Consider the following 16,868-nt stretch of genomic DNA (forward strand, 5'->3'; position numbering starts at 1 on the left):
TTATTTATCTTGTATCACGTTTTCTGGTATATGGTTATCATCAGTTCCGTTGAATTAGAGCCTGGAACGACGTATACCGCTTCTGAGCTCCGTGATATCTTCGATAAAAGCCGCGCCGGCAGGGGGATTGAGACACTCTACGACGACAATGATAACCGCTTTATTAGACTATTTTCCAAGGAAGCAAGCGAATATGGAGATGATTTAGATGCTGATCCGATGCGCTACGTCGGTGAGAAAGATTTCAGTAATCCTGCTGGAGATCAGGTGTTAAATCGAGGGAACGGACTTCTTGCAGAGAGTCAAAATCACGACTGGCCGGTCTTTCTTTTTGAGAAGGTCTCAAATAGCCCAGTCAAACATTTCTACCACGGCCGTGTCCAAGTCGTCAATTACGAACACAACTATCGGCCGAACAAAGACAAACGAGAGTACGACTTCTATCTCAAAACAATCCAGGACAGCCCCTCGGAAACTGCTTCGAGAGCAAACGAGTCTGATGACGATCTTGCTCCGGGAGAATTACGCGACGTCAATCCTACAAATCGCAAGGAGCCAGAGTCGGAGGAAGAGATCTCTTACACGTCAAATAAAGAGTCTCAAGCCGTGGCTACAAATGAACATGAGAACACAGTTGAGGAGCTGCGTGACACGTTAGAAGCAACTCAGTGGGAGTGCCACGAAACCGATGAAACAGATCTATTGGCGCTGTCTGATTCAAAAGCTCTCGTCATCGAAGTCAAATCGATCACTGATTCAAACGAGCGGAAGCAGATACGGAAGGCACTCGGACAAGTTCTGGAGAACGGTTATCGAGACGTACAAAATAGGGGACTTGGAGATAGAGAATTGATTCTCTCCATTGCCTTCAGTGAGACTCCTTCAGATCAGTTCTCTGGATATTTCGACTTCTTGCAGTCAAGGGGTATCGAAGTTCTGTGGAGAGAAGAAGGGGAAATCAAGGGGCTCCCTGAATCTACAGAACAGATACTCGGATAGGTGTCCGCTTCTGTGGGGAAAGTCGGACGGCAGATGGTATCTAATCCCCAAAGCTAGTCGTACTTCTTAAGTATATTTGAGAGGGTCCACAAGAATTTATTAGCCACTCTATAGTATCTATCATATGGGAATTGATTTTAATTTCGATGAAGATGAGTTCCGCAACGCAATAGGTGACAAGGTTGAGGCGGCCTTCATTGAATATGTAGAGACAGAGGTTGGAAACGGCGAGCTTGAATGCGACTGTGGCTCTACGACTTTTGACGTTGAGACATGGCAGAACGGTAATGCTGGGTACGAAGGCGCAGCTATTTGTAGAGAGTGTGATGAGCGCATTGCACTTGACTTGGACACATCGGATATAGACGATATCCGGTAAAACAAATGGTTGACTGGGTCACTATTCTCTTTTCGGCTAGTCTGTCAGTTAGTCTGTCTGCTATCGCGTCAATGGGGTTGACTGAGTATCGGCTGAAGCGGGAACAGTCGGTAGAAGAGGCAAATGAAATTGATGAGTGGTACACCAAAAGTGCAGAATATGCGGCGGATGTACGACGGAGTTGGCAGCGAATCTTCGATACACCGGAGGGTCAAGCAGCAAACTTGTCTGAGCTTCAAAGTGAAATGAGTCTACTGGAAGGACAAATCTCTCGACATGCCAGCGAGGGTGAACAGCTAGGTGTTGACGAAGAGCCAATCGAAGCGCTTGACCGGCTAGCTGATGAGTGTCGAAGAACCGCCGAGCATAGAACTCATATCAATTCGTATCCTGAGTTTGAAGAATTCCGTCAGGAAACCTTGGATGCTGTGGAAGAACTTGAGGAAGTTCTAGAACGCTAAATTGTATCAACTGTGCCTTCTGTACTGAGAGTCGGAAACTCCCTTGCCCGAGAACCCGGCATAATTGTGCAACTCGTAGATTATGTCTGAACAATCATGCTAGTTGTAAAAAACTATTACACTTCAAATTTATTGATAGAACACGATGGTAGACCCGTATGATGATTGGCATCCTAAAGATAGTATAGATTCTCAGGAGAATATGTGGACAGAGGTAGTTCTAGCATCTCTTACGAAGGATGGATTCCCACGGTCCAATTTTCATTCACATAAGGGCGAGTTGGAGGATCTGAAAAATGAAATACTGTCTAAATTAGATGAGGTTGATGTTAACAGTTCAGAGTATTTATTCGAGGAAGAAGATCATAAAGAGCCAGAACACCCTGCGTCACCCGACTTATCAATGGTTCCACGACCACTCTCACACAAAATTGTAGCATTGTTTGCTATCTCGGTAGGGATAATGGAGGTTCAACTAATTACAATCTTAAAGTCAACCGTAATCTCTACCGATTATCGTGATTCTGATGCGGCTGAAGACCTGCTATCTAACAGCTTCAGGAAGAATATTGATCTGGTAAAGCAGTTGCCAGTCTCTGAGGGCTATGAGCTATCTCATCTAAATGATGTACGAAAGACGCGGAATGATCTCGTGCACAATCCAAAGGAAAGGCTGGCAGTCGATGACCTGCCTACTCTTAAGGGCCGAATTAAGAAAGCAACTGCTGGACCACAGCAGTTGTCCGATATAATTGATACGCTATAATATTATACCAAAGTACTGCCCGAAGACAGTAGCGAGCAATGCTTAGATACGCCCGAGAATCCCTCATTCTGGTGCAATTGCGCTCTATTTGACCCCTGTTGCCCCCCGAGTTGACCGAAAAAACTAGATGTTTTGCAATAGAACTGGGGAACGAGTGCATGAGGCTGAAGGACTACGACAACGACGACGGGAAACGGGTGTGGCTGTCGGACGACGAACTAACGAGATTCATCGAGCAGGCAGAGACACCACACCAGCGGCTTGCCTTCCTGCTCGCCGGTCGGGTCGGACTCCGGCGCTCGGAAATCATCGAGGTATGTCCGCAAGACCTCGTCGACGGACCGACTGGCGACCACATCCGAGTCTGGGAGAGCTACGCGAAGCGGGACAAGTACCGAGAGCCGCCAGTCCCGCAGGAAGTCGTTACCATCGCGGAGACGCTGGCGTACCAGCAGGACGACGACGAGCCGCTGCTGGACGTGGCTGGGTCAACTGTGTACCGCTGGGTCCGGCGTGCAGCTGACGAACTGGAGGAAGAAACCGGCGACAGGGGTTGGCAGTACCTCGACGTTCACGATCTCCGCCGGACTTGGGGCACGTACCTACTGGAGCAGGGCGTGATCCCGTCGGTTGTGATGTCCTTCGGCGGCTGGGAGGACTGGGATACGTTCAGGAAGCACTACCTCGGTGAGTTCAGCCCGGAGGCGATTCGACGAGAGCGCGGGAAGGTCGACTTCCTCGAGGGCGGCGACGAGAGCGCGGAGGTGGTCCATCCAGGTACGATGCCGCCAGCATCTCACCACTCGGCAGACTGAGTGATGCGCTAAAAATCGGCTGCCTGTGGCTCTCGTTCTCAGTATGCCATGTGGCGTACCCAAAAGAATATACCTTTGAATTGCTAACTAATTAACCAAGATGAGTATGAACTGGGAGTCCGAACGCGACATGGCGCGTGACGTTCGGGAGAACAAGGAACTGTACGAAGCCTGTGCTGCATCGCCTGAAGACGACGAATAGCTGTCTTATCGTTCTTCGGTTGGACTTCTGAGAACCGTTTTGAAGAACAGTATCCAGACGAGAAACATCCGGTCCCGTCTGTAGAGCGTATCCAGTCTGATATCCTCAATTTCTTTCCGGACTTTGTGTGAGCGAATGACTGTTTCGCGTAGGACCTGTGGCGGCCACTGACCTGGGACGATACCGTTGTCTTTCAGTAGTTTTCTGAGAAGCGCCAGGGCAGTCCGGTGGTTGGCATCAGGGAAAAAGTGACGACCGGCTACGGCGTGCATCCAGCCAGCACACTGCTCACAGAGACTATGATTGATAGGAAATCGTCGCATCAGCTTTCTTAAATCACCATTCCGTACGTTCCAGATTCGATGCCGTAGTCTTTCACGGGACTGGTACTTTAACATATCATACGGCAGGTCTTTATCATAGAGAAAGCTTGTATTCCTGAATTTGAAGTTCTCTGCTTGTATCGACGAAAGGTCGGTAATGCGCGGCTGCTCGCCTGGTGGAACTTGTCTCATATCTCTATAGATGGACACGAAATCTGCCACGGGCCTCGACCCAGTCTGGCGGCGTTGCATACCGATCCTCAAAGACCTTGCTTGGCGTCGGCCGCGGGCAGTGGCTTGCATCAAGCTCGCCTTTCAGATACAGAATGCCCTCACTCGTCAGATCGTACAAATCGCCACTGACGGGTGCAAGCAGTCCAGCGTACTGAAGCCACCTGCACCTGTCCCGAATATAGCCGGAAGAGACATCGAACCCACGTTCTCGTGAGAGGATGCTTGGTGATGCAAACCCATTCTCACGAATCCACTCCATGATACGCTCGTCTATCTGATTCATCCATGAAGCCGACTTTTTCCCGATCATCAGTTACACCTGTTCGTGGTTCTCATCAGCGGAGGGGCCGCTGTCCCCGTGCGACTCGATTTCATCTGGCCTATCTTCAGACGTGTCTATCTCGCCGTCTAAGTACCGCTCACCACGCTCGGTGATGGTGTAGACACCATTCCCCAAATCACGGAGTAAACCGTGTTTTACGAGCTTCTTACATCGCTGTGATATATACGAGCGAGTGTATCGGACATATCCACTGTCCTTCATTTCTTTTGGACGACCAGATTCATTGTTGCGGATGTATTCGAGAATCCGGTCATCAGCGAGTACCATCCAGCCGCCGGAGTATCGCATCTTGATTGATTATCAATCTCACTGGGTATCATAGTGCCGACTGAGTGTTTTGGCACTGGTGGAGTGGTAAACAAATCAGCGTAAACTATATTTACCGAGGGGTTATTGACAAACAATGCATGCCAAGTGCATCAGTATCGGTGTCAATGCCGATATGGCTATTCGAGAAGGTAGACGATGAGGCTGAGAAACACGATATTTCTCGGTCTCAGTACATCACTGAGGTTTTGCGCGACCACGGTTCGACTCCTTTCGAGCCGATGACTAACGCTGTCGTGTGTTGCGACGAAAACGGCGAAAAGTCTCGAAACGAGGGGGCCGCCTAAACTATGTCCAGTAGCCTACAGGCCCCCACGTCTGGAGACGAGTCGGACGGTCAAGAGACTGACGACGATGAGGTGGACGGCCCATGAGCGGCGACGACGCCGACGCCGTCGACGTTGACCCAGAGATGTTTCAGCGCGGTCTCGATGCGCTCGAAGCCGCCGAGTCGTCGCTGGAACAACTCGGTGAGGAGATTCACGAACTCGACACGGGGCTAACCCACAGCGACACGGTTGCCCTGCTGTACGGCCGTGCAAACTCGCTCAACAAGACGGAGATTCGGGACGCCTTCGATACGCTCGAAGACGTTCGCTCGAAGCAGACGCGCACCCTTCTCAAGCGACTGCTGGCCGACCAGTCCGCCGAGTTGAACCTGAAAGAAGCCGATGCGTTCCTCGATGAACTCGACCGGCTGACCCGGCGCTACGGGGAGGGATCGGCATGAGCCTCGCTGATAACCCGGACCCGGAGGACCTGACCAACGTCGACAAGCCGGCTGTTGTCGACGTGGACGGACAGGGGAACGTCTACGTCTCCTCGGCGAAGGTCCGCGACAACGGTTGGCTGTGGCTCAAGCAGTGGGACGGACAGACGTTCAAATTGCCGCCTCACCGAGTGAACGCCGTCCAGAGAATCCGAAAAGAGCGGTACGGCGAAGCCGACAGCAGCGGGATGAAGCCCCAACGCATCGCCGACGAGGACTGGCGGCGGCGAGCGCGAGCGATGACCGGCGACATGGAGGCCGCCGAGGCCGTGGTTGCGGATGACTGACGACGCATTCACCTACACGGTCAAACTGAAGCGCGGCGACGACACCCAGAAGTGCAAGGTCACAGCGCCGGACATAGAGACTCTGACCGACCGAGTTGATGCCGTCCGTGAGAAGTTGGGCGAGTGGGCAGGCGACTACCGGGAGATTCAGCCTGACGAAGAAGCACCGCTTGCTGACGACCAGAGCGAACTGGGTGAGTTAGAAGCATGACGCGCGGCGGTAGACGGCGGGGTGACCCTACAGAGCTGTCTCCCCGCGAGGCTTGCCAGCGCTACCTTCGACGCCGTCGGTCAGACTCGACGGAGAAGAGCGTTCACGGCTGGGAGTACCGGCTGAAGCTCTTCGTCGAGTGGTGCGACTCCGTCGGCATAGAGACGGTCGGGGAACTGCGTGGCTACGATCTCGACGAGTACTACGAGATGCGGAGCGCGGAGATCGCGCCGGCCACGCTCGAAGGCGAGATGTGGACGCTGAAGATGCTCTTCGAGTTCCTCGAAGACCTCGAAGCGGTCGACCAAGGTCTATCAGAGAAAATCCGCATTCCTGACCTTGACCCAGAGGACCGGTCAAACGATACGAAACTTGCCGCCGACAAAGCAGCAGCACTGCTGTCGTATTACCGTGAGAGCGACAGAGACTACGGAACTCGGCAACACGCGTTCCTTGAACTTGCGTGGAACACTGGCGCTCGACAGGGCGGCCTGCGGGCCCTGGACCTGCGGGACACGGAGCTGGGAAGTAGCCCCTACGTCGAGTTCCGTCACCGACCGGAGACGGACACCCCGCTGAAGAACAAGCGCCGCGGTGAGCGTCCGGTGGCGCTTCCAAGAGAGACGGCCGACGCGCTGGAGGCGTACATCAACGGCCGTCGGTACGATGTGCGGGACGAGCATGGCCGTCAGCCACTGCTGGCGAGCGCGAGTGGACGGCCGACGACCAACACCATTCGAGTGTGGAGCTACCTCGCCACGCTTCCGTGCAGCTACGGGATGTGCCCTCACGAGAAGGACATCGAGAAGTGCGACTGGAACGAGTACGCCCACGCCAGCAAGTGCCCGTCGAGCCGGTCCCCGCACCAGATTCGGACGGGTTCGATTACCTGGCACCTGAACCGAGGATGGCCGCCGGAAGACGTAGCGGAGCGCGTCAATTCCTCGGTGAGTACTATCGAAGACCACTACGACAAGGCAGATCCCGAACAGCGGCGGCGACGGCTTCGCAACCGGATGGAGGACCGCCGCCGACCACTCATCAACGAACTGGAGTTCACCCAATGACACCAACTGACCCATCAGCGACGAATCGACAGCGAACCGAGTATGAGAATCCTACGAAACCGGTTAGTTCCGCGTCGCGCCGGCCCATTTCTATCGCAACGCAATCACGAGGAGCGACAGCGACGAGTGTCCGTTGTGAGGAAATGGCTCCGAGAATTCGAGCAGGGAAGTCGCAGCGCGAACGAAATGAGCGACCGTCTTCCCGTGTTCGACATTCGCGCCGGCCCCATTTTTCGACTTCCTACTGAGGAGCAACAGAACCGTCTCTCCGCATCGACTGTCACCCACCGCTCTGGCCCCGGGTGACTTCGTACGCCTGCCCGCGGAACCGGAACCGCCGACGACTTGTATCGTACCCGAGTACGCCGTCCACAGCATGCTCGTCGGTTTCGACGACGACGCGGCTCACATCGTCGGTCAGGAACGGGATGGCGTTGCGAAGCCCGCCGTCGGACATAGCGAACCGACCGTGTGCCATCACCTGTTCGGCAATGACCCGCTCGCTCGCGTTGTCAGTGCGAGTCAGCGTGAACGTCGCGTCGGCCGGCCGTTCGCCGTCGCCGTGGCGGTCGGTCGTCACCCTAACGGTATCGCCGTCGCGCGCTGTCGGCACGCCGTCAGTCGGGGTCACTGCAGCACGGTCACCGACTAGCGCAACCAGAGCAGCACTCTCGTTCGTCGCGTGCCCGTAGCCGGCGACGACGGCGTACTCGCCGCCGCCGAGGTAGCCCTGCGTGAGGCCGTCGCAGTGGCAGTCGCCGGTACCACAACCGACAGCTGGTCCGTTAAACGCCCGGAGGCCCCACTGCTCCTGACTGCCCGGTTTTAGGAGCCGACAGTCGGCGGTGTGGGCTGCTGGTGCGACGTGAAACCACTCGCCGTCGACGAGCTTGTAGAGGTCCCAGTGGCCGCATTGCAGTCGCTCGTGGCTGTTGTTGACCATCTCGAAGCCGACTTGCGTATCAAGCTTTGCGCGCTCGGTACTGGGCCGAACAAAGGCTGGGGTCGTCCTGTCGGCGTCGTGGAACCACTGGACGTCGCCGTCGCCGGGAAGCGCCGGAAGCGAGCGGCCGGCGAACCGGGAATCGGTTTCCGGACCGGGACTTCGCGTGTCCCAGACGGAGACCGAGAGGGACCCGGCCTGACCGCGGAACTCGTAGGTGCCGGTCGGCCGCCCGGACTGGCCCGGTTCGCCGACGAGGGCGTACTCCAGCTTGACCCGTTCACCGGGATTTAGCCGGTACGTCTCTGGCATCCACGGGCCGACGTCGTCGACGCGCCAGTATCCCTCGTCTGTTCGGCCGAGTGAGGGCACTTCGTCGGCGAGGTCGTTGTTGTCCGTGGGTGCGAGATGGAGGCGCGCTTCGTGGTCGTAGCCGCTGGGTTGGCGGCTGTGTGTCTGTCCGACTCCTGGAATCCACTTGACCCTGAACGTGTTCTCGAACTCGTTGCTGTTCTGGAGCCAGCCCCGAAGCGTGGCCGGATGGTCGTCGGTCGCCGTCTGGTCGAACCAGAGCCCGACTCGCGCCCTGTCGGCGGTGTGGAGCCCTGGCGAACTGAGGGCATAGGTTCGCGGCCCGGTTTCCAGTTCGATGACGGTCGTCGGATTCTCGGGTCGGGGCGGGTCTCCGCTATCTGTCGGCGTCTCTGTCCCGCTGTCGTTCGCGTCGGTTGGTGACTGTGTCGGGCGTGGTGCGGGCGTTACGTCTGCGGTCTCGTCTGAGCCGAGGGTGCCGAACGAACAGCCGGCGAGTCCGGCCAGCACACCCGGGACCGACGCGAGGAGGGCACGTCTGCGCATAGTCCGCGATTCGTCGCACCCGGTAAACCCTTTCTGGACGCTCAGACGGCGTTTGTAGCGTCTTTCGTATCGGTACTGACAGCAGTCGACGGACGTAAATCGCCGTGGAGTGACGACTCAGTATGCGCCAGTTCGTCATCATCGGCCACGACGCCCCGACGACGCCGGAGTTCTCTCTCGACGACCTGGCCGGCGCGGCCGGCCGGCTCGACGTGCTCTGTCGGTGTGTCACCAGCGCGTTCTTCCTGAGCCACGCCATCCGCGAGGACGTTCGGGTCCATCTGATCCTGGCGGACGAGTACACCGTCACGTTCGAGGGGAGCGACCTCCGCCGACTGAACCCGGACGAACGGTCCACGGCGGCGCTGATCCGCAAGGCGCTGGAAGAGCGTGAGGAAGCTATCGGCCACATCCCAGTCGAAACCTCGCCGGGCGTGTCGCTCACGCGACGGGGGTTCGAGGGGACGCTCGACGACGCGGCGAGCCGCGGAACCGTCGTCCAGTTGCACGAGGACGGCGACCCCATCGTCGACGTTGCACCGCCGTCGGACCCGGTGTTCGTCCTCTCGGACCATCACGACTTCCGGGACGAGGAAGCGACGCTGCTGGCCGACCGCGCGGACGAGCGCGTCTCGCTCGGGCCGAAGGCCCTCCACGCTGACCACTCGATCACGGTCGCGCACAACTACCTCGATACGGACGGGTTCGAGCAGTACTGACGGGGCACACTGGGTGACTGCCAGAAGGGTTTTCCTCCGCGGTTCGCTGAATAGTGTATGGGATCATTGGGCTCGGAGACAGCGACGGGTCGCGCTGTCGGACGACGTATGGAAGCGACGAGGGATCGATGACTGACCGGGGCGCGCTGTCCCGCCGTGCGGTTCTGCAGACGGTCGCCGGAGCCGGCCTCGCGTCCGTCGCCGGCTGTTCGGCGTTCGAAGGCGGGAGCGACGACGCGGCCTCGACAGTCGAGGGCGAACGGGCCGAAGAACTCGCGCGCCGGTTCGCGCCGACGCTGTACTTCGATCAGGCGGAGCCGTGGTTCCCGACGGACCCGCGTCCGTACACCAGCGAACAGGACGGGGAAACCGTCGTCGACGGGTTCGACGCCTTCGACGGGTATCACGAGCGGATGACCGACGGGGAGCCGCCGGACCCGACGGCGTTCTACAACGTTGTCGAGTACGAGAACTCGTCGCTCGCCGTCGTCCAGTTCTGGTTCTACTCGGCGTTCGACCAGTTCACGACGAACTTCCACTGGCACGACTGGGAGGTCCTGCATGTGTTCGTCGACACGGGGACGGGCGACCCGCAACTGTACGTCGCCAGCTCGCACTCCCGGAAGGTACCCAACAACGAGTTCCTCGACCCCGACCCGGAGATGGTCCCACGCATCCTCTCGGAACTGGGGTCACACTCTAGCGCGCTGTCGGTCAACGACGCTCGCGACCGGTTCACCCGGCTGCCGGAGGGCGACCGGTTCGCGGACATCACGAACAGCGCCGTCGAAACCATCGAAGACCTCGCGGAGATCCCCGTCGCTTACGGGCTCCCGCGCGACGAGGGGTCCCGGCTCCCCTACCTCGTTCCGGAGTACGAGGGCGCGCCGCTGTACGAACACGAGCGGCTCCCGTCGGTCAGCCGCGAGGACCTCATTTCGGAGTCGCTCACGATCCGTTCGTTCGACAGTCTCACCCAACCACCGACGGACCTGCCGACGCGGGAGACGGGGCTCGTCTTCCAGCACACTGACCGCGGCGAGGCCGACCCGGACATCGAGTACGATCTCGTGCCGAGCAGCGAACTGGAGCACATCGCCGATTTCACCGGCCCGCAGTTGAGCTTCGAGTTCGCCGTCCCCCAGTTCGCCGAGGACGTCGTCTCGGGCCACATCACGACGACGGGCGCACCCTGGAACCAGCCGCGATACGAGAACCCCGCCGCGGACATCTCCGAGCCCAACCACCGGGCGGCGCTGGCTGAACGATACGACGCCATCGGGGCACCGGCGGAGATACGGACCGTCGTTGCCAGCCTCTCGGAAGCCGTCTCGAACGACGACGCACCGGAAGACGAGGGACTGACGACCGAGGACACTGCCGTCGAGTCCGTCGCCCTGCTAGAGAGCGACCCCGAGGCCGTCCCGACCTTTTCTGGACTGGCCGTGGTCCAGGACGTGCCCGAAGGCGACCACCGGTTCACCGTCAACGGGGCCGGCGTCGCGCCACACAGCGAGACGGTGTCGGTCCACGACTCGGAGTCGGCTGACGGGCCGACGCGAGCCGGAGTCGATGGAGAACTCCCCCTGGTCGCCCGGGAGAACGCGACCCGCCTCGAAGTCGATCCGTCGGGAGCCGACAGCGACCTCACCGACTTGGCCGTCGAGGACGACTTCGCGGGCCGGCTGTACGACGCCCCGCTCTCGGAGCCCGATGCCGTCTACGTCCACGGCGGCGGCGCGTACACGACGGAAGTCCGGGATAGCGACGACGAGATCGGTGCGTTCCGCGTGAACCCGAACCCCGAAGCCGAGACTGCCGCAACAATCGACGAACCCCGAACTGGAAAGGCGTCGCTGGCGTCGTTCCTCGCCGATATTGCCGAGGAGACGCGGCAGGTGGTCGCCGACCAGGTGGACGACGATGATGACGACGATGACGGGACAGAGAACGGAAACAGCGGCAGCGGTGGCTCCGAGAACGCTATCCAGGGCCTCGAACGGGCACTCGCCGCTGTCGTCGAGGCCGCCAAGCGGGCGACGGAACGCGCCGAGGCCGGTGACCGCGGGAACGCTGACAAACAACTCCAGGCCGTCGCCGACCGACTCCAGCGCGTCGCGACCAGAATCGAGGACGCCAACGACGACCTTTCGGACCCGCTGTCGAATGCAGCCCGGCGGCGGCTCGACCAGGCCGAGCGGCGGACCGAGCAGGCGCAGGCCGCCGACAAACTGTAAGTTCTTCCCCTGCGCTCAGAGCCCGCCCCAGCGGGCTAGCGCGCCGGCGACGAGCACCAGTCCCCCGGCGATGAACGTTCCGGGGACCGGGAGGACGAACAACACGACACCGAGCAGGAGGCCGAACGTCGATATTCTCATTCCAACTACACATAGCACACCACGTCGTATCCGTCTGGTGCCTGTATATTCGTGGACCCGTGCCGGTTTTGCCAGTGGGGGCCACACTGCCGATATGGACGAGGAACTCACCTGGGAAACGCTCGGTGCCGAAACCGCCTACGCCTGTCCGGGATTCGATGTCGTCCGCGAGGACGTGCGCCTGCCCGACGGAACCGAGGAGGAGTTCGACTACGTGCAACACGGCGAGAGCGTCATCGTGCTCCCGTTTACCGCCGACGGCGACGTGGTCGTCATTGAGGAGTGGCGACAGCCGGTTCGACGGGTCAACCGCGGCCTGCCGGCCGGGACGATGGAGGACGGAGACGACGACCCGACCGTCGCCGCCGCCCGCGAACTCCGCGAGGAGACGGGCTACGAGGCCGACACGCTCGACCATCTCTACACGGGCGAACCGGCCAACGGCAACACCGATTACGTATTCCACTACTACGTCGCACGCGGGTGTGCGGCCACGGCCGACCAGGACCTCGACCACAACGAATCGATCCGGGTCGACACTGCTGATTTCGACTCGCTAGTCCAGTCGGTGCGCGACGGGACGCTCCGTGACAGTCGGTCTGCCGTCGGTATCATGTACTATGCCCTGTTCGAGCGCTGAACTGACGACAGTTTGAAAACCTGGGGGGTGGTACCATTTAACATATGGCATCGATCGAACTCGACAAACAGACGGAACGCCGGCTGGATAAACTGCGCGCGGCCGTCCGCCGTCGGACCGGCCGGCCGGTTTCGCGGGCGGAGTTGCTCGAACGGCTTGTCGAGGACGCGTACGGGTCCCGTGACGAGGTGGTCGATATGTTCCGGACGTCACAGGCGTACGTCGCCGACGAGGACTCCGGGACCGTCCACCGACCCGAACGGAAACTGGTTCCCGGCGGGGCGGACCGACCCGACGAATAGCGGCGCTGTGCCGGCCGGCGCGTCGCTCTGTCCACTGCTGCCCCCGATTTCGAACGGTTGCGCTCACGGGGGAACACAACCCTTAGGCGCGCCGACCGACGACGACGTGTAATGACGAATTTCGAGGTCCGCCAGTACGACGCCGCGGGCCGGCTGGGCGAGCTAACGGTGCCACGGGCCGGCGTCACCGTCGAGACACCGACCATCCTGCCGGTGGTCAATCCGCACGTCCAGACGGTCGCGCCGGCGACGCTGGCGTCGGAGTTCGGCGCGGAGATACTCATCACGAACAGCTACATCCTGCATGGCTCTGACGATCTCCGTGAGCCGGTGCTGGAGCAGGGCCTCCACGACCTGCTCGGGTTCGACGGAGCTATCATGACCGACTCGGGGTCCTTCCAGCTCGCCGAATACGGCGACATCGACGTGACTACCGAGGAGATTCTGGAGTTCCAGCACGAAATTGGCTCTGACATCGGGACGCCGGTGGACATCCCGACGCCGCCGGACGTGGACCGCGAGCGGGCGACCGAGGAACTCAACACGACCCAGAAGCGGCTCGAACACGCTGCCACCGTCGACACCGGCGAGATGCTCGTCAGCGCACCGGTTCAGGGTGCGACGTACCCGGACCTACGAGAGCGGGCCGCCGCAGACGCCGTCTCTACCGGACTGGACGTGTTTCCGCTGGGGGCCGTCGTCCCGTTGATGAACGAATACCGCTATGCCGATCTCGCCGACGTCGTCGCGGCCTGCAAGCGCGGGCTGGGGGAGGTCGGCCCGGTCCACCTGTTCGGTGCGGGCCACCCGATGATGTTTGCGATGGCAGCGGCGCTGGGCTGTGACCTGTTCGACTCGGCGGCGTATGCGCTGTACGCTCGCGACGACCGCTATCTCACGGTTCAGGGGACAGAACTGCTGTCCGAACTGACATACTTCCCGTGTCACTGCCCAGTCTGTACCGACCACACGCCGGCAGAACTTGACGCGATGGACGCCGACCAGCGCGAGGAACTGCTCGCCAGACACAACCTGCATGTCACCTACGGCGAAATCCGGACGGTCAAGCAGGCGATCCGCTCGGGCAATCTCATGGAACTGGTCGACAGTCGCGCCCGCGGCCACCCGGCCATGCTCGACGGCTACCGCGCGCTGCTGGACCACGCTGAGCAACTCGAACGGACTGACCCCGTTTCGAAGGACGCTTTCTTCTACACCTCGAACGAAAGCGCTCGCCGGCCCGAGGTCCGCCGCCATCAGAACCGACTGGAGCGCCTCCCAGTCGAGGGCGACGAGGTGCTGCTGACCGAAGGCAGTTCCAGCGCACAGTACGACGAGACCTGGGGCGTCCGTCCCCCGTTTGGCCCGTATCCGCGCGAACTCGCCGACACATACCCCCTGACCGCGGAGGTCCCTGACCGGACCGACCGGGCGGCCTACGAGGCCGCAGCAGACGGTGTTCGGCGGCTGGTCGAACTCCATCCCGACGTGTCCTTCACGCTGGTCCACGACGACTGGCCGGCGACGGCGCTCGACCGTGTTCCCGACGGCGTCCGCCTGCGCGACTTGCACGCCCGCGACTGACGGCGCAGTTGTCTCGGCCGCTGCCGGTCAGACTGTCGGCACGGCCACGTTCTCGTCGGCCGCCTCGCGCCAGGAACGGGTCGGCTCCCAGCCCAGCAGTTCCGTGGCCTTGGCCGTCGAATACGCCGCAGCGTCTCCTTCGACCGTGCAATCGTCCGGGACAGTACCGTACTGCTCGCGCATGAGTTCGACCAGCGGCCGGCCCAGCGCGTTGTCGGGGCCGACGCAGTTGAACGCCTCGTGGCCCGAAACCTCGCCCGCGAGCGCGGCCTCAACGAGGTCGACCACGTCTCGCACGTCCACGTAGGACCAGTAGTTGCCTGCGCCGGCCGCGAGGTCGTTGACGTACCCCTCGTCCCGACAGGGGTACTCTCCGGGAATCTGTATCCAGGAGGGGCGAATCGACGCCACAGCGATGCCGTCCCGGCGGGCGATTGTCTTCCCGATTTCCTCGGTGACGACCTTCGAGAGCCCGTAGTCGTCCTCCGGCCTAAGCGCGTGCTGTTCCGTAATCGGGAGTTCGTCAGGAACCGGTGTCTCTTCGGCGAAAAAGAAGCCGTACGCGCCATCCGAGGAGCCCTGCACCACGTCAGCGCCGACGCGGCCGGCCGCCGAGAGCACGTTGTGTGCCGCCAGCGTGTTGTTCCGGAACAGGTCTACCCCCGGGTGGTTCCCGGCGACCGGAATCGCCGCCCAGTGGACCACTGTATCCGGGTCGATGGCGGTGAGCGTGTCGAACACGCCCCCGGCGTCCGTCAGGTCGACCGCTCGGTACCCGACGGCCGGATGCCCCCCATCGTCGGGGAGGCGGCGGTCGAGCACTGTCACGTCATGCGGTCCGGCGAGGCGGTCGACGATCCAGCGCCCGGAACTCCCACGGCCGCCGGTTACGACAACATCCATACCTGCACTGTGGCTGCTGGCATCCAAAGCGTGGTGGTGTGGTTGCGTTTCCGGGACTGGTGTCCGATTGACTCGCTACAGGTCAAGCCGGAACCGCTCACCGTGCGTGAACGTCGTCCAGCCGAGGATGCGCTCGTCGCGATGCGGTCGGTCGGGGTTATCGATTGCCGCCTGCTGGGCCGAGACGTACGTCGGGACGTTCTTCACCGGCTGGCCGCTCTGTTTGAGCGTTTCCAGATAGGTGTCTTTCTCGTAGTACGAGTAGGCCACCTCGTACAGCGAGGACGCAGCCTCCTGCTTTCTGGCGGGGAAGCCGTCGTTGTTGACGAACCGATCAGGGGCTCCCTCGCCCATCGCTTCCCAGGCCTCCGGGTCAGCCACGTACGGTGCGTGGGCGTCAAGAATACGTTCGATGGCACCCCTGTCACCGTCGAACTTCTGGTACTCGTACAGTGTGGGGCCGCTGAGTTTGTCGGCGTAGAGTCGGCTGAGTTCCGCGGCGGTGACCAGTGCCTTCGCCGCGTACAGCGAGTACGCCAGACTCGACGCACGAATAATCTCGTTTTCCAGCAGGCCGTCCTCGCGGAGTTGGTTGAAGCCGGTCTCGCGGTTCCGTTGGATGGCATCACGGAAGCGATCCCAATCCCGGAGATACACTGACCCGGCGGCGTGGGTCATCTCCTGCCAGTTGAAGATGTTCTGTTGCCCCATCTCGGTCGGAATGTTATGACCGACATCGTCTAGGAACGTTCGGACCCACTCCTGCAGGTCGGCCTCCGTGCCGACGCCGTCGTCGGTCCACGCCTCGTGGCCGCGAACGAGTTCCGCGCCCCACCACATTTTCGGGAGCGTAATGAACTGCTCGATGCTGTTCGTTTTCACAGGGGCCATATAGGTCTCCGAGCTCAGGAACCAGTGGTCCAGCAGTTCGACGGCTTTCTCGGCGTATTGATCCGCACCGGTGTACTGGTAGGCGAGGCCCAGGTCCCGTATTCTGTCCCCTGTCCTGATGGCGGCAACGTAGTCCTTGCGCGCTCCGGGGTCCTCGGGGCCTTTCGTTTTGAACTCGTGGCCGTCGCCGTTGTCCGTGACGCTCTCGGGATCCGCTGCCATCGCGTCGCGGACATCGTCCATGAAGGCTTCGTGGGCCCCTGTCCACGGGCTGTCTCCGTTCTCGACACGGGACTGTATCGCATCCAGTGTATCGAGATGGACGAACATTGCGGGCCCGCTTTCCACTGTTGACTCGGCGACCTGTTCCGTCGGTGTCGGCTCCGTCTCGTGTGACGCGGCCCTCGCGTCCGAGTCCCCTGAGGAGAGGCCGGTCGAACAGCCCGCCAGCGCTACGGCTGTCCCCG

20 protein-coding genes are annotated in these 16,868 nt (G+C 60.5%); 14 read left to right on the plus strand and 6 right to left on the minus strand.

The annotated features are described in order from the left end of the window. Window positions 1-30 precede the first annotated feature (30 nt). The 5 genes from AV929_RS04100 (at window position 31) to AV929_RS04120 (ending at window position 3,420) form a co-directional block, all read left to right on the plus strand. Window positions 31-999, plus strand: a complete 969-nt coding sequence (locus AV929_RS04100; RefSeq protein WP_064287531.1) for a hypothetical protein — start codon at window positions 31-33, stop codon at window positions 997-999. 124 nt (window positions 1,000-1,123) lie between these two features. After that, the gene (locus tag AV929_RS04105) at window positions 1,124-1,378 is read left to right on the plus strand and encodes a hypothetical protein (RefSeq protein ID WP_064287532.1); all 255 of its coding nucleotides are present in this window, start codon (window positions 1,124-1,126) and stop codon (window positions 1,376-1,378) included. Between the two features lie 5 nt (window positions 1,379-1,383). Beyond that, a complete protein-coding gene (locus AV929_RS04110; protein ID WP_064287533.1) occupies window positions 1,384-1,839 on the plus strand; it encodes a hypothetical protein in 456 nt (151 codons plus the stop codon). A 145-nt stretch (window positions 1,840-1,984) separates the two neighbouring features. Next, window positions 1,985-2,605 carry a hypothetical protein gene (locus tag AV929_RS21730; protein WP_155120722.1) on the plus strand — a complete coding sequence of 207 codons (621 nt, stop codon included), beginning with the start codon at window positions 1,985-1,987 and terminating at the stop codon, window positions 2,603-2,605. 158 nt (window positions 2,606-2,763) lie between these two features. After that, window positions 2,764-3,420 carry a site-specific integrase gene (locus AV929_RS04120; protein WP_064287535.1) on the plus strand — a complete coding sequence of 219 codons (657 nt, stop codon included), beginning with the start codon at window positions 2,764-2,766 and terminating at the stop codon, window positions 3,418-3,420. A gap of 721 nt (window positions 3,421-4,141) precedes the next feature. Here the strand turns inward: AV929_RS04120 and AV929_RS04130 are convergent. Together AV929_RS04130 and AV929_RS04135 are read right to left on the minus strand one after the other, a co-directional pair. Continuing rightward, window positions 4,142-4,489 carry a hypothetical protein gene (locus AV929_RS04130; RefSeq protein WP_230458837.1) on the minus strand — a complete coding sequence of 116 codons (348 nt, stop codon included), beginning with the start codon at window positions 4,487-4,489 and terminating at the stop codon, window positions 4,142-4,144. Window positions 4,490-4,492: 3 nt separating this feature from the next. Then, a complete protein-coding gene (locus AV929_RS04135) occupies window positions 4,493-4,810 on the minus strand; it encodes a hypothetical protein (protein ID WP_064287537.1) in 318 nt (105 codons plus the stop codon). 409 nt (window positions 4,811-5,219) lie between these two features. Here AV929_RS04135 and AV929_RS04145 point away from each other — a divergent pair, with 409 nt between their 5' ends. From AV929_RS04145 to AV929_RS04160, 4 genes are read left to right on the plus strand one after another with little or no spacing between them, the layout of a single operon-like run. Continuing rightward, entirely contained in the window at window positions 5,220-5,579 is a 360-nt protein-coding gene (locus AV929_RS04145; RefSeq protein ID WP_064287539.1) for a hypothetical protein, read from the plus strand. After that, window positions 5,576-5,905, plus strand: a complete 330-nt coding sequence (locus AV929_RS04150) for a hypothetical protein (RefSeq protein ID WP_064287540.1) — start codon at window positions 5,576-5,578, stop codon at window positions 5,903-5,905. The genes AV929_RS04145 and AV929_RS04150 overlap by 4 nt, the downstream gene beginning before the upstream one ends. Further along, on the plus strand, window positions 5,898-6,116 hold the full coding sequence (locus tag AV929_RS04155; RefSeq protein WP_064287541.1) for a hypothetical protein: 219 nt from the start codon (window positions 5,898-5,900) through the stop codon (window positions 6,114-6,116). Before AV929_RS04150 ends, AV929_RS04155 begins: the two co-directional genes overlap by 8 nt. Beyond that, on the plus strand, window positions 6,113-7,183 hold the full coding sequence (locus AV929_RS04160; protein ID WP_064287542.1) for a tyrosine-type recombinase/integrase: 1,071 nt from the start codon (window positions 6,113-6,115) through the stop codon (window positions 7,181-7,183). The genes AV929_RS04155 and AV929_RS04160 overlap by 4 nt, the downstream gene beginning before the upstream one ends. 280 nt (window positions 7,184-7,463) lie before the next feature. Here AV929_RS04160 and AV929_RS04165 read toward each other — a convergent pair whose 3' ends face one another. After that, complete coding sequence (locus AV929_RS04165; protein ID WP_064287543.1) at window positions 7,464-8,984, minus strand: hypothetical protein; 1,521 nt, start codon at window positions 8,982-8,984, stop codon at window positions 7,464-7,466. A gap of 122 nt (window positions 8,985-9,106) precedes the next feature. Here AV929_RS04165 and trmY point away from each other — a divergent pair, with 122 nt between their 5' ends. Together trmY and AV929_RS04175 are read left to right on the plus strand one after the other, a co-directional pair. Then, window positions 9,107-9,703 carry a tRNA (pseudouridine(54)-N(1))-methyltransferase TrmY gene (trmY, locus tag AV929_RS04170; protein WP_014039477.1) on the plus strand — a complete coding sequence of 199 codons (597 nt, stop codon included), beginning with the start codon at window positions 9,107-9,109 and terminating at the stop codon, window positions 9,701-9,703. 128 nt (window positions 9,704-9,831) lie between these two features. Further along, window positions 9,832-11,940 (plus strand): hypothetical protein, encoded by a 2,109-nt coding sequence (locus AV929_RS04175; RefSeq protein ID WP_064287558.1) that lies wholly within the window; start codon window positions 9,832-9,834, stop codon window positions 11,938-11,940. Window positions 11,941-11,955: 15 nt separating this feature from the next. Here the strand turns inward: AV929_RS04175 and AV929_RS22735 are convergent, their stop codons facing one another. Continuing rightward, window positions 11,956-12,081, minus strand: a complete 126-nt coding sequence (locus AV929_RS22735) for a hypothetical protein (protein ID WP_255355512.1) — start codon at window positions 12,079-12,081, stop codon at window positions 11,956-11,958. Between the two features lie 94 nt (window positions 12,082-12,175). Between AV929_RS22735 and AV929_RS04180 the strand changes: the two genes are divergently transcribed. The 3 genes from AV929_RS04180 (at window position 12,176) to tgtA (ending at window position 14,607) form a co-directional block, all read left to right on the plus strand. Beyond that, entirely contained in the window at window positions 12,176-12,721 is a 546-nt protein-coding gene (locus AV929_RS04180) for an NUDIX hydrolase (protein ID WP_064287544.1), read from the plus strand. 44 nt (window positions 12,722-12,765) lie between these two features. Next, window positions 12,766-13,023, plus strand: a complete 258-nt coding sequence (locus AV929_RS04185) for a hypothetical protein (RefSeq protein WP_064287545.1) — start codon at window positions 12,766-12,768, stop codon at window positions 13,021-13,023. 111 nt (window positions 13,024-13,134) lie between these two features. Then, window positions 13,135-14,607 (plus strand): tRNA guanosine(15) transglycosylase TgtA, encoded by a 1,473-nt coding sequence (tgtA, locus tag AV929_RS04190; RefSeq protein ID WP_014039481.1) that lies wholly within the window; start codon window positions 13,135-13,137, stop codon window positions 14,605-14,607. A 27-nt stretch (window positions 14,608-14,634) separates the two neighbouring features. Here tgtA and AV929_RS04195 read toward each other — a convergent pair whose 3' ends face one another. Together AV929_RS04195 and AV929_RS04200 are read right to left on the minus strand one after the other, a co-directional pair. Beyond that, a complete protein-coding gene (locus AV929_RS04195) occupies window positions 14,635-15,510 on the minus strand; it encodes an NAD(P)-dependent oxidoreductase (RefSeq protein WP_064287546.1) in 876 nt (291 codons plus the stop codon). Window positions 15,511-15,585: 75 nt separating this feature from the next. Further along, entirely contained in the window at window positions 15,586-16,731 is a 1,146-nt protein-coding gene (locus AV929_RS04200; protein ID WP_174878662.1) for an alginate lyase family protein, read from the minus strand. Between the last annotated feature and the right edge of the window lie 137 nt (window positions 16,732-16,868).

The organism is Haloarcula sp. K1 (assembly GCF_001647155.1).
Classification (GTDB): Archaea; Halobacteriota; Halobacteria; order Halobacteriales; family Haloarculaceae; genus Haloarcula; species Haloarcula hispanica.